General features: G+C 38.2%; 12 protein-coding genes and 3 tRNA genes. 2 read left to right on the top strand and 13 right to left on the bottom strand.

Annotated elements, in window-relative coordinates:
- Positions 1-34 precede the first annotated feature (34 nt).
- The 5 genes from UFO1_RS15520 to UFO1_RS15540 all read right to left on the bottom strand — a co-directional run bounded on the left by UFO1_RS15520 (position 35) and on the right by UFO1_RS15540 (position 2672).
- Positions 35-553, bottom strand: a complete 519-nt coding sequence (locus UFO1_RS15520) for a transcription repressor NadR (RefSeq protein WP_038672252.1) — start codon at positions 551-553, stop codon at positions 35-37.
- Positions 554-573: 20 nt separating this feature from the next.
- On the bottom strand, positions 574-2181 hold the full coding sequence (locus UFO1_RS24120) for a PAS domain-containing sensor histidine kinase (protein ID WP_051788964.1): 1608 nt from the start codon (positions 2179-2181) through the stop codon (positions 574-576).
- Positions 2182-2432: 251 nt separating this feature from the next.
- Positions 2433-2508: transfer RNA gene (locus UFO1_RS15530), tRNA-Val, on the bottom strand.
- An 8-nt stretch (positions 2509-2516) separates the two neighbouring features.
- Positions 2517-2591 (bottom strand) — tRNA-Glu (locus UFO1_RS15535).
- 5 nt (positions 2592-2596) lie between these two features.
- Positions 2597-2672, bottom strand: a tRNA-Asn gene (locus UFO1_RS15540).
- A gap of 366 nt (positions 2673-3038) precedes the next feature.
- On the opposite strand from UFO1_RS15540, the gene UFO1_RS15545 reads away from it, so the two are divergent.
- On the top strand, positions 3039-4151 hold the full coding sequence (locus tag UFO1_RS15545) for an aminopeptidase (protein WP_038672254.1): 1113 nt from the start codon (positions 3039-3041) through the stop codon (positions 4149-4151).
- 217 nt (positions 4152-4368) lie between these two features.
- Here UFO1_RS15545 and speE read toward each other — a convergent pair whose 3' ends face one another.
- The 3 genes from speE to dcuC all read right to left on the bottom strand — a co-directional run bounded on the left by speE (position 4369) and on the right by dcuC (position 7236).
- Positions 4369-5202: a polyamine aminopropyltransferase gene (gene speE / locus UFO1_RS15550; protein ID WP_038672256.1), complete on the bottom strand. Its 834-nt coding sequence runs from the start codon at positions 5200-5202 to the stop codon at positions 4369-4371.
- A gap of 298 nt (positions 5203-5500) precedes the next feature.
- Complete coding sequence (locus tag UFO1_RS15555) at positions 5501-5743, bottom strand: hypothetical protein (RefSeq protein ID WP_236639216.1); 243 nt, start codon at positions 5741-5743, stop codon at positions 5501-5503.
- A gap of 125 nt (positions 5744-5868) precedes the next feature.
- On the bottom strand, positions 5869-7236 hold the full coding sequence (gene dcuC / locus UFO1_RS15560; RefSeq protein ID WP_038672258.1) for a C4-dicarboxylate transporter DcuC: 1368 nt from the start codon (positions 7234-7236) through the stop codon (positions 5869-5871).
- Between the two features lie 232 nt (positions 7237-7468).
- On the opposite strand from dcuC, the gene UFO1_RS15565 reads away from it, so the two are divergent.
- Positions 7469-7699: a hypothetical protein gene (locus UFO1_RS15565; protein WP_038672260.1), complete on the top strand. Its 231-nt coding sequence runs from the start codon at positions 7469-7471 to the stop codon at positions 7697-7699.
- 170 nt (positions 7700-7869) lie between these two features.
- Here the strand turns inward: UFO1_RS15565 and UFO1_RS15570 are convergent, their stop codons facing one another.
- The 5 genes from UFO1_RS15570 to UFO1_RS15590 all read right to left on the bottom strand — a co-directional run bounded on the left by UFO1_RS15570 (position 7870) and on the right by UFO1_RS15590 (position 13397).
- On the bottom strand, positions 7870-8328 hold the full coding sequence (locus UFO1_RS15570; protein WP_038672262.1) for an 8-oxo-dGTP diphosphatase: 459 nt from the start codon (positions 8326-8328) through the stop codon (positions 7870-7872).
- 368 nt (positions 8329-8696) lie between these two features.
- A complete protein-coding gene (locus UFO1_RS15575; RefSeq protein ID WP_051788965.1) occupies positions 8697-9500 on the bottom strand; it encodes an HD domain-containing protein in 804 nt (267 codons plus the stop codon).
- Positions 9501-9511: 11 nt separating this feature from the next.
- The gene (locus tag UFO1_RS15580; RefSeq protein WP_038672263.1) at positions 9512-9832 is read right to left on the bottom strand and encodes a hypothetical protein; all 321 of its coding nucleotides are present in this window, start codon (positions 9830-9832) and stop codon (positions 9512-9514) included.
- 57 nt (positions 9833-9889) lie between these two features.
- Complete coding sequence (locus UFO1_RS15585; protein ID WP_236639217.1) at positions 9890-11653, bottom strand: helicase-associated domain-containing protein; 1764 nt, start codon at positions 11651-11653, stop codon at positions 9890-9892.
- Positions 11643-13397 (bottom strand): DNA repair helicase XPB, encoded by a 1755-nt coding sequence (locus UFO1_RS15590; protein WP_038672267.1) that lies wholly within the window; start codon positions 13395-13397, stop codon positions 11643-11645. The genes UFO1_RS15585 and UFO1_RS15590 overlap by 11 nt, the downstream gene beginning before the upstream one ends.
- Positions 13398-13543: the final 146 nt, after the last annotated feature.

The following is a 13543-nucleotide window of genomic DNA, read 5'->3' on the forward strand; positions in this document are numbered from 1 at the left end:
TGAGAGCAAATGCTCTCAACCTCTTTGTATCTTCTTATGAAGACATTAGAATTCCCTTATTCTTCAATTCCTCTTTTATCTTAGACAAAACTTCCTCACTAGGCACTTCGACAGTATGCAAATGCACACCACCAGTGATATTTGCTAGCTGCTCCGCTTTAGCACTTTTTAGTTTATGCAAAAATTCTCCGACTTCTCTACGTGATCCTATCATTAAGTTGGCTTTTAACTCTCCATAAAGGGAATGCTCAACAATAACATCAATAACTTTGCCACCATTATCAACAATAATCGATAGCTCCTCATCTACCTTGTCCTGCTTATGCTTACAGGCCAAGGTAGCCCTAAGGCTCTTGGTACTTTCCATATGGGGCAGTAAATAGCCTTGCGGCGTTGCATAAATTACATTTCCTGCTGCGCGTAAAATAGCAAAGTCGCTAACAATAATTTGACGACTGACCCCTAGCTCTTTCGCCAACCATGTACCTGTTAGTGGCTCCTTTGCCGCTGTTAGTCGCTCTAACAGCAGTCTTCGTCGCTCTTTTGCATCCATTACTACACTCCCCCTATAACCTATTCAGCACAAGGTAATTTTATCGAGAATATTGTGCCCTGACCAAATTCGCTCTGCACTTTAATTGAGCCACTATGGCCTTCAATAATATTATAGCATACAGATAGACCTAAACCATTGCCACCTTCCTTTGTTGTATAAAAAGGGGTGCCAATTTTTTTTAATATCTCCTTAGACATACCTATTCCATTATCTTTTACCTCCATCACGATAAAGTCTTCTTTACGTGATAAAAGGATCTTAACTTCTCCATTTCTCCCTACTGCATCAATTGCATTTTTCACCAAGTTAATCAGTACCTGTTTTAATTGAGCCTCATCACCCAAAATATAAGACGATCGATTCACTAATGTTCCTTCCATGATACCGATGTATTTATGTGATAATAGGTTCATCTTATTAAAAAAGGTTAATGTTATCTTTTTTACTACAGCCTGATTTTCCATTAATAATATAACATCATGAATCATCTGCTCAATATTCACTTTTACAAAATGAGGAGTTTTTAATGGACGGGTCAGTTGCTGGAACTCATTAGTTAACTTATCTATCCGATCAATTTCAGTTAATATGATTTTTATATGTTCTTGGTTTGGTACTCTTTCGCCCTCACCACGGTTCATTAACTGAATAAAACCTTTAATAGACGTTAGAGGATTACGAATTTCATGAGCCAAACTTGCCGCCAATTGATTGACACTTATTAAACGCTCCATGCGAAACCTGCGTATATTTTCTTCAAAAAGCTTCTTATGTAGAAAGTTTCTATACAATAAGCCTGCACATAGTGCCATTAAACATAATATTGTGAGTTCTGGAAGAGACTCTTTAAATACGGTCTTATATACTTCACTAACAGGCGTAACCAAAATAACCTGCCACTTGGTATTATCAACTGGCATATATAAATATATTTTATCTTGATTATAGATAGGCTCAGCTTTTTCCCTGTCAGAAATCTGATCAAATTCCTCATCAGGAGGCATTAATTCACTTAAAAACCCTGAAGCATAAACCTTTCCGTTATTGCCATCTTTTATAAATATAGTCTGATTAAAAGATAATTTATGATCCCCGATTAAGTTGCCTATTTCAGTCAATAATACCTCACTTGATATTACCCCTTGAACATATCCCTTTTCGTTATATACGGGTACACTTAAATTAACATACGGTTGATAAGATGTGCAGTGAATTACATCGGTAATTATCCTTTTACCTGATAATACAGCATCAAATTTCTCCATGTCATAGTTCGGATTTGGACAAGTCTCACGTACTTGCGATATTATCCTACCTTGCCTATCGAATACATTAATATTAGAAAAATTAACTACCTCCCGAGAATGGCTTAACTCGTTATACACCTCATCAGGATTAAGACTTCTTATTTCAGGATCTGCTGCTAAAAATTGTAATGCCAATAGCTGTACATTTAAATTGAGTTCTAAATGCTTATTCACCATACCAAGAGTTTCACGCTGCCTCGCAATAACTAACTGATATTGGCTCTTTGCAAAATAAAAGGTTACGGTACTTAACAAAAGTAAAATAAATAAAATCATAAATAAGCGCATCCAGCGACTTGCTTTATGCAATCCTGCCAAATATACCCCCCCTTTATTCTCCATAATTCGCCAAAAACAGCACATTTCCTGCTATTTCCTCTTTACGCTTACACATCTGGGTATCCTTTGAAATAAAAGGATAAGAAAAGACTTGGCTTAGGCCAAGTCTTCAGACGCAGGCATAAGCCTTAGTCGTTCTTACTTGGAATCAAGAAAGTGTTATACTTTCTGATTCCGCAAAAAAAGTGAGCATTAGAATAAAATCTAACACTCACTTATCAATTCTTGTTTGGTGGGCGATGACAGGATCGAACTGCCGACATCCTGCTTGTAAGGCAGGCGCTCTCCCAGCTGAGCTAATCGCCCGATTTGTTTGGTGACCCGTGGGGGAATCGAACCCCCGTTATCGCCGTGAAAGGGCGGTGTCTTAACCGCTTGACCAACGGGCCACATATGGCTCCTTGAGTAGGACTCGAACCTACGACCGATCGGTTAACAGCCGATTGCTCTACCAACTGAGCTATCAAGGAATGGTAACAACATTTATTATTATATAGCAGATTAACCATAAATGCAATAGGTTAATCTATTATTTTTATTTTTTTCTTTAAGTTTTTCGGATATAATATAAAGAAGACTTGATTCAGATAGAGTTTTAACTCCATCTGAATCTTAGCCCTTCTTATCCAGGGACTTAGCCGCTCTTAACTCCCACTTATATAAGTGAGCCTTGGATTCGAAAATCCTTAGAGCGAACTTACTTCGAGTTTTACAGACTGATATCCTAACCAGAGGGCAGGATATTACAGGCTGTTAACGAGATGAAGATGGGAGTCTTAGAGCGGTTTAGTCATCGGATAAATAGTCATACACAATGCATACAGGAGGCGTTTTTTTTGGATCCAAGAATACAGAAATTGGCAAACACTCTCATTACCTACTCTACTCATCTACAAAAAGATGAAAATATTTTAATTGAAATCTTTGATGATGCCCTCCCCCTCGGAAAAGCACTCATCGAAGAAGCTTATAAAGTAGGTGCTAACCCCTTCCTCTCTTTAAAAAATAATAAACTCCAGCGCAGTCTCTTACTCCATTCTACAGTTCCTCAATTAGAACAAATTGCAAAGTGGGAAGCTGAGCGTATGGAACAAATGGATGCTTATATCGGCATTCGCGCTAATGAAAATAGTAGTGAATTTGCTGATATCCCCCCCGAACAATTGCAGCATTATCAGCAATATTGGCTAAAACCAGTACATACTGACCTGCGTGTTCCTAAGACCAAATGGTGTGTACTGCGCTATCCAAACAATTCTATGGCCCAACTGGCAAACATGAGCAGCGAGGGTTTTGAAGAATTCTATTTTAATGTTTGTAACCTCGATTATTCGAAAATGGACGATGCTATGACTCCTTTAGTCGATTTAATGCAAAAAACTGATAAGGTCCATATTATTGGTCCTGGCACTGACCTCTCTTTTTCGATTAAAAACATACCTGCTATAAAATGCTGCGGTCTGCGCAATATACCTGATGGAGAAGTATATACTGCTCCGGTCAAGAATTCTATCAATGGTCACTTAACCTATAATACACCTGCTGTTTACCAAGGTGTGACTTATGAGAACATTCACCTTGAATTTGCAGATGGAAAAATTATAAAAGCCTCAGCAAATCATACGGAAAAAATTAATAAAATATTTGATACAGATGAGGGTGCCCGCTATATCGGTGAATTCGCTCTTGGTGTCAACCCCCATATTAGCGTCCCGATGAAAGATACCTTATTCGATGAAAAGATTAAAGGCAGTTTTCACTTTACTCCAGGCAATGCCTATAAAGGCGCTTTTAACGGTAATAAATCGGCGATCCATTGGGATTTAGTATGTATTCAAAACCCAGAACATGGTGGCGGAGAGATTTGGTTTGATGATGTTCTTATCCGTAAAGATGGAATTTTTGTTATACCCGAATTAAAGGGGCTCAACCCAGAAAACTTACTATAGTCAGTAAGCATTTGAATTCAGTAAATTTCCATGCTACGAGAAAAAGGTTGAGATATTTCTAACCACAGATACACAGAGGACACAGAGAAAAAATAGATAAGGGTATTAAGAATATCCCTCAGCGTACTCTGCGTCTCTGTGGTTAAAATCATACTTTCTCGCACAATAAGAGAAAATGAACAGCTGATTTTAAGCTGTTCATTTATTTTCCCACTATTTATTTCAAGATTTCCTGTACAAAATTAGGCAATACAAACGAACTTTTATGAATGTCTTTATTGTAATAACGAGTTTCTAAGGGTTGAATATTTTCTATATTGGCAGTAGTAGGATCATACTTTTTCGAACCCATAGTAAAGCAATGTAATCCGCTTGGATACGTAGGAATGTTCGCTAAATATGTTTTTGTAATAGGGAATAATTGGCCAATTTCCTTATGTAAATAAGTAATAAGTTCTTGATGATAAAAGGGGGATTCTGTCTGTTGCACAAATAAACCGTCCTCTTTCAAGGCCTTATATACATTCTGGTAAAACTCAGGGGTGAATAAACCTTTACCAGGACCTATTGGATCAGAACAATCCACAATAATAACATCATACTTATTTTCAGCATCTTTCATATGCCCAATCCCATCACCAATTTTAAGCTCTAGCTTAGGATCATGATTGATCAAAGCCTGGCTAATTTCCGGTAGAAATTTTTTGCAAACTTCTACTACCATGCCATCAATTTCAACCATTTCAGCTTTCTCTACTGCATCATGTCTGACAACTTCTCGAATCGTACCACCATCACCGCCACCAATGACTAATACCTTCTTCGGATTAGGATGGGTGAATAAGGGCACGTGGGCAATCATCTCGTGGTAGATAAATTCATCAGCAATTGTAGTTTGAAACACACCATCCAGCACCAACATACGGCCAAATTGATGGGTATCAACAACAGCCACATCTTGAAAATCAGATTTACCCATAAACAGAGTTTCTTTTATTCGGGCTTGCAAGCCTAGATTCTTAGTTTGTGATTCAGTAAACCATAAGTTCATCTTTTTATTCCTCCTACTCTTTATTCATTATATTAATATTGAAGCCACACATATTATCCTTATGTCCCACCTTAGAGTCTCTGGATAAATGGGATTAAGGATTCAGAAGGAGTAAAGCGCTCCATCTAAATCCTTTTTATAACTCATTTCGCTTTATATCTATTACCCTATAACAGGCCTATTACCAGTTTTCTATACATTAGTAAATTTTATCACAAAATAGGCCCGCAGAAAAGGTCTAATTCTTATCTTTACGTTATATCCTAATTACTATTAGACTTACCTGACACATTCTCTTTTATTCTAATGTCTTTTCAACACTTGCCTCCTTTGCCCTATTCCAAATACAGTTAATCGCATGAGTAGCATTTAATTGAGTCATCAACCAAATATAGGTATCACGCAATTGATTAATATCAAAATTAGTACCTTTTACCCCATTTAAAATCCAAGCAGCCAACCAAATCAAAATAAAAAGCGCGGTATAAATACCAATACACATATTGGGAAAATAAATAATTTGCCTAATGTTTTGCCACATTCTTTTTCCCCCTCCACCAGATAAATTGTTTTCGAAAACTTACTTACTACATGCTATTCAACAATAAAAAAAAGTCCTCCAGTTATCCCGTTGGATAAAACTGGAGGACTTTTCATTTTTCGTTTCTATCTGTAGAAGTAAATAAAGGTAGCCGCTACGTTAACAATCAGCGCACCAATCATAGGAATGGACGTACGTTTTACCACATCAATTGGTGAAACATTCGCGATACCAGAAACAACTACAATAACAGCAGTTATCGGTGACATACTACGAGCGATACTGGCAGCAAAGTGCATTGGTAATAGCATTAATACAGGAGCGATGCCCATCTTAGCCGCTACCACAGGGGTTAAAGCTACAAAAGCAAAGAAAGGTGCATTACCTGAGCCCATTACCACGGAAGATACTGCAATAATAGATACCATTACAATAATCATACCAGCGCCACCGAAGCCCGCCGTTTGTGCTGAGCTAATAATTGTTTCAATAGCACCAACTGACTTTAAACCTTGGGCAAAGGTTTCCCCAGCTACTACGAGAGTAACTACTGCCGCAAATTGAATACCCATACCATCAAAAAATACTTGTAAATCACTAAATACTTTCTTAATGTCTCGCCTACGAACAAATTCAAAAATCATAGATACAAACAAACTGATAAACATAGCATTTACAATGTCCATCTTGATAGTCTTAAAACCAATATCACTGAAAGCTAAAATAAGTACTAAAGGTACAATCGGTAATAAAGCAAAAATTCCTGGTGGAAGGTCTTTGTCATCCTGATCATTCACTAATTCCGCTTTTTCCACAATGTGGCCTTGCTTTTTATCGAACCATTGTTGTACAAAATAATGTAAAACGGCAACGACTACCATAACTGTCAACGCAACAGGAATTTGATATTGCGTCCAATAGGTAGCAATATCCATACCAGCCGTGTTTGCTGAAAGTACACTACCAGGATCTCCTGGGCTCCAATCTAAGCACAAGGTAGTACCAATAACAGCAGTTGCTGCTAATCGGCTCACACCAAGACGTATTAATACAGGAAACATGGTTACCATAAGTAACATCCCTAAACCAGAAGCACTATTAATAAACAAACCTAATACTTGCCCAACTAAATAGCAAGCAGCCAACATAACATAAGGAGCATGAAGTTTCTGCAATGGTTTTATGGCAATCTTCACCAACGCTTTACTCGCGCCAATATGATCCATATAGCGAGCGAAACCACCCACTGCCATGATACTAAGGCCAAGACCAGCAGCCCTGCCGCTTAAAGTCTTCTTAATAAATTCAAATAAATCAAACCATACTAGCCCTGTACTATCCTTCACAGGTAAAATCGTTCCCAAACCAAAAATAACAGCACACGACATAAGAATAAGACCGCCAAAAACCAAAACAGCTTGCGTCTTGTACTGTTTCAAGATCATGTAGACAACCATTGCTGTAACTATAATTGCTAAAACTATACCTAACATTATTGCGATTTCCTCCATACATAATTTTTTTTACTACAAAGATTTAAATACCTTATAGTAATGCATTTTTGCATACATTATACATATTTCGCGAAATATGTCTTTTTTCCTGCTAGTGTACATATAATTTCAAATAGTTCCATTTACTCCCCAACGTTTTTTAGTTACTTTTCGCTCTGAATCATATATAATCAACTTACAAATCACTTTACAGAAATTAATGAGGTTAAATATGAGTAGAATGACAGCAGCCCATTTAAAAGCAGGTATTATTTTCGGTGATAACAATACGGGAGAATATGTTTATTTACCGGCTAGTGAAATCGGCATGGAGGATCCTTTGTGCGTTATTGAAACTACGAAGGGGCAACAAGATATTACGCTGAAACAAGCACTGCTATTTGTCTTAAAGCTTAGTTTAAAGCCAGTATCTCACCCCCGTTTAGGCCGCAGTTCCTTTTAAAGCATCCTATGCTATTATTACATTACTTCAAATAAGAAAAGACTTGGCTTATGCCAAGTCCACGGACGCAGGCAGAAGCCTTAGGCGTTCTTACTTGGAATCAAGAAAGTGTTATACGACTGATTCCGTAAAAAAGCTTCTACCATGCCTCCAGCATGGTAGAAGCTTTTTTAGATAATCTCTACTGTAAGTACATCCTCATTGTTATCGGCAAATACTACCTTACCATTGATTTTATTGCCTGCTAATACCTTAGGCAACCAATGTATATCATCTTGCCACATTTTATGATACGGAATTTCAGAGATTGAAAACCATTGGGGCTTCATCTCTTCTGTTTCAACTGGTTGCCCCTGCCAAGTATGGGCGAGGAAAATATGTACATCATGCCGCAGTTCGGGATTAGCAGGAAAGATAAAATCTATAAAACCGACATCCTCTAGCTGTTCTTTTTCTACTTGGACACCACTTTCTTCTTCTAGCTCACGCACAGCTCCCTCTAATACGGTTTCATTGGTCTTAATCTTACCACCAAAACCATTATATTTCCCTTGGCCAAAACCAGTCTTCTTCATTCCTAACAAAATTTCTTGCTCTTTTACTAAAAAACATAAGGTCGTTGAATACATCCTTCGCCTTCTTTCCATTACTAGTTCTATTTATCCGATGACTAAACCGCTCTAAGACTCCCATCTTCATCTCGTTAACAGCCTGTAATATCCTGCCCTCTGGTTAGGATAACAGTCTGTAAAATTCGAAGTAAGTTCGCTCTAAGGATTTTCGAATCCAAGGCTCACTTATATAAGTGGGAGTTAAGAGCGGCTAAGTCCCTGGATAAGAAGGGCTAAGATTCAGATGGAGTTAAAACTCCATCTGAATCAAGTCTTCTTTATCTACATAAAAAAACAGCTGCCCTTTATGGAGACAGTTGCCTACAAACTCTAACTGTAATTCTTAGTCCAGTAAAAGTTTCTCCATTATATTATTGATAAAGGTCTTAAACATCCCTAACCATTATATGATTACCCATAACATGATGATTTGTGTACTCCCTTAAACATTGATACACTGAATGAACCTCTTGCGTATCCGGTAGCATAGCAATCAATTTTTCTAAGTAGCCTTGTTCTAATACAACGGAAAAAGAATAGGGAAAGTAAAGATCATACAACCAGGATAAGCGAAAAAGTAATAAGTCATTCTCTGTTTTAATCTCTGGATATTCAACCAACCGCCCCTGTAAAATATCTTCAATAACTTTTTCAGAATACAACAAAGCATTTTCAAACTCCGTTGCTTGAGGTATTTTATTTTTGTCATCCTTCGTTACTAGCATAGCAAAAATATCAATTTTATCCGCGTCGCGAATAATCTTAGCTGGCACACAATATTTTTCTATCTCTTCCGATGGTAGTTTACGCCGATTATGATAAAGTACCGCCCTTTCCACAATTTCCTGTTGCGTACCGCTTAATCCTGATGTTTTTAATATATTGGATTGTTGTATTATTTCCACTCCTAATTGGGCATGGTTAATAGATAAAGCATCATTAAAGGTCCTATAGGTCTGATACTGCTTAAATCGTCCAATATCATGGAACAAGGCTGCTATCTTGATTAACTCTAACTGTTCTGGAGCACATTCAAGCCATACGCCAATCCTCGTAGCATTCTCTAAGACCCTTAGGGTATGTTCTTCCTTTAAGCGAACATGAAATTGTAGCTGCTCATCTGTCGAATAAAACCCTTGTACGTACTGATGAAACCAATTTTTTAGAAATACAAAAGTACATTCCTTCATAGAACCTCCGGTTATCTCAGCTTTTTCTTCTCTGCTTTACTAGGAACTCCTGTGAGAATAATTTGTTTATCTTGGCTTGTAACCTTAATATCAAAATCCACAATACCTTCTCGGTATAAGGCTAGTTTTAACTCTAGCAACGCCTTTCCCACTTTCTCCTGCAACTCTGGAGTAAAAAATTCACTAACATAGGCTGGACTCGATTTTTTCGCTACTTTCAAGGGCTGCGAAGTGGAGATTTCATCCTCAAAATTTTCATTTTCAAATGTAATATTCTCCTTATAGTTACCAATCATTGCTGTGTCACTTAAATTCTTAGGTATTTTTGCCATCTAAATTCACCCTATCACTTTTTATTTACTATCATTATATCACAAATGGCAGCTTTTTCAGCCCTTCCCTGCCGTTAACCAGCTATATAAACGCTCTCCAGAAACCACCCCAGGTCTAGGTACCCAATTTTTCTTTTCCAGCCATTTACGAATAATTCCTTCTCCTTCAGGCCTTATCAGCAAGGTTTGCGGACCAACTAGACCAATGACCCATTTAGAAAATTTACTTTGCGCAAGAATTTCGGTTGCCATTTCAGGATTGTCACAAGCTAAAATCATTGCTTTAGAAAACAGCGTTCGATCGTAAGCAGCAACCCACTGCTGTAAGTTATACAATACATTTTCAGCAGGCAAAACCTTACTATGATCCTGTATTAAAGCAAATAAGTCGCTAATAGATGCTCCCCCTTTTAGGGCACGAAGCACACTATTGCGAGTGAAAGTACCTTGGTAAACATAGTCTTGTATTTGCGTCTCACCAAATACAGATAACATCCATAATAAGTAAGGCTGTGTACTTCTCGGCACAAAAAAAGTAAGATCCGGCTGAATGATCAACTGCTGTTCTAGTTCTACAGGTAATACCTTGCGCCACTTATCAAATAAGGTCGCAAAAGTAATATCTAGCTCTTTAGAAAATGTATCAATTTTTATTAACTGATTTATAGCTTTGCCTGCGTCCTTTTCTTCTGCTAGCCATTCTGCTATAGAAAGGCCAAGTGGTGTTAGCCGCCAAAAATTTCTTGGCATCTGTTCTTCCTTACGCCACCCAGTTGGCAATTCAGCAGTGGTCTTTTCAAACAGACCTAAATACATCATAGGCTCTAGCACAGTGGACTCTAGCCATTCTTCACTGCTAAAAGGGTCTCTGTCGGAAAACAATACCGTCGATTCTGCTACTATGCTTTCCATCATTAAGGAGGCGCCTGTTCTCCAACATCCCTCAACTTGTGCCGCGTATTGAAACAAGCTAGCAACAAAGGGTAAGCTCCCTCCCTTATGATAATTAATCCGAGTCATTTGCCAACTTAATATGGCCAATAAGCGATGAGAGGCAGAAGAAAAAACAAAGTCATCCCATTTCTCCACATTAAGCTGATAATAACAATGTTCACCCTTATCAACGACTAACTGTAAGGCTTGAATTTCCTGTAACCCACCCAAAAGCATACGCATTGTACTGGTGTATAGATTCTCATCAGCGGCCTCTTCCCACGTGTTTGATACCATTTCACTTAGCCGAGACATTAAACGCCTAAGAGTTGATTTTGCGATGAATTTTTTAACCGTAAGTTTTGGTTTTTCTACGTAGATAAAAGCAGCCATTTCAATCAAATCAGCTAAATATTGTCCCCCACTGAATGTTGCTGAATGACTGGAAGGTAACTCCGCCTCTAAAAAATAATAGAACGCTGACATTTTATCCAATGTCTTTTTAATCTCAGGTAGAATGAGGAGTGTTTGAAACTTTTCCCCCTCTAATAGCCACCCCTGCCTTACCAAATTACCAACAAGGGTATCCACCATTTTTATTGAAAAATCGGTAAACTTTTCGTAGATTCGTTGAATTGGGACTGGTATGCCCGCTGAATCACACAAAAAGTCTATTATACTTTGCTCTTCTTCATTAAGTGCTTGGTAAACACCTGCAAAGCGGGGGATATGAAAGATTGCCTCACGAAGTAATCTGGGAACGTCACCAACCCAACCACTGACATCAAATAACCAGCACATTTTATTTAACGCAGTCTTATCCAAGGCATAGATCTTTTCTAAAGTATATTTTTCGTCCACTTCCAGGGACAATCTTTTATTTAGCAACGCGATCCATTCCTTCCATTGGCAATGTCTCATCAAAATCTAAAATTTGATATTGATATCCTTGCTCCGTTAAAAACAATTGGCGATGATGGGCAAACTCTTGTTCCCGAGAATCTTTCGATACTACACTATAGAAGTAAGCCGCTCTACCATCTTGTTTTGGTCGTAAGATTCTACCTAAACGCTGTGCTTCTTCTTGGCGAGAGCCAAAAGCCCCAGAAACCTGTATACCTACTGCTGCATCCGGCAGGTCAATCGCAAAATTAGCTACTTTTGATACAACTAATACGGGGATAGTACGACTACGAAACTGCTGATACAAGGAGTCTCTTTTTGCCGTTGGCATTTTCCCAGTAATTAAGGGAAAGTTAAAATGTTCGGCAATGGTTTCTAATTGTTGAATATATTGACCTATGATCAAGATACCTTCACCGGCATGTTTATGTAGAATATATTGTATAGCCTTTATTTTATCTGGATTTTCTGCTTCTAGCCGATACGCAGTTCGCTCTGGCACTTGGGCACATTCCATACGCAGAGAAAAATCCATAGGTACACGCACTTCGGTACAAATTGCCGTTGCAATCCAACCAGCACTCTCCATTTCAATCCAAGGCACATCCAATTTTTTTGGTCCTATCAAGGTAAATACATCGGCTTCCTTGCCGTCTTCTCGTACTAAAGTTGCTGTCAAACCTAACCTTCGCTTAGCTTGTAACTCAGCTGTAACTTGAAATACAGGTGCGGGCAGCGTATGTACTTCATCATAAATAACTAAGCCCCAAGCACGAGCATTAAAAATCTCAAAATGGGGAAACGGTCCGTTCTTAACTGGACGATATGTTACCATTTGATAGGTAGTAACTGTGACTGGGCAAATATCTTTTTTATCACCAGAATACTCCCCTACCAATTCAGGAGATAAATCCGTTTTCTCAATAATTTCTCGTATCCACTGGTGCACTGCGCTTGTTGATGTTGTTAATATTAGGGTGTTCATACCGATTTGCGCCATAGCACCAATGCCAATTACAGTTTTCCCTGCACCACAAGGTAAGACTAATACTCCCGAACCACCAGACTCCCGACCTCCATCATAAAAAAGATCGATCGCCTGTCGTTGATAGTCCCTCAGAGAAAATTCACGTCCATTGATATCCTCGCTTCTCAGTTCAACTGGCAGTTTTTCACCATCTACATAGCCAGCCAAATCCTCCACAGGATAGCCAATTTTCACTAACAATTGTTTAATGATTCCCCTTTTTCCTGCTGGCAAAACCAAAGTACATTCATCTAATTTCCCTAAAAAGATTGCCTTCGTTTCTTTATGTCCAGCAATGGCCAGTATAGTAGGGATATCCTTGGAGTAAAGGTAGAGAACTTCTCCCGGTGCAGACGGTTTATCCAAGCCTTCCTCTACTACATTGGGAGGATAGGCCATTAATTTCACTAGACCATAACGCCCCATATATCCTTTAATATCCCGACATACATTATTAGGTAAAGGGAATTTTACATACTCTAATAAAAACGCAAGTACTTCCTCGGCGGTTTGCCCTGTTGCAGCTGCGTTCCATAAAGATAAAGGTGTAATACGGTATGTATGAATATGTTCAGGACTTTTCTCTAAATCTGCAAAAAGGGATAGTCCACTGCGCACTATTTCAAAATCAGCATGATATGCTTCTAATAAGACAGAAAAGTCTCCCTGAACAATAATTGGATTTGCAGGATTATATACCACATTTACCTCCTAAAATTGCACCCGATTTGCTATCTTTCATTCGAGTCCAATGTTCACTTCAATTGTACGACTCTTAAAAGAATTCGTCAAAAAATATACTTACTTTTGAATCATTTAAAGCAACTTCTTAAATATAGTTATTGTGA

This window comes from Pelosinus sp. UFO1, from assembly GCF_000725345.1.
Classification (GTDB): domain Bacteria; phylum Bacillota; class Negativicutes; order DSM-13327; family DSM-13327; genus Pelosinus.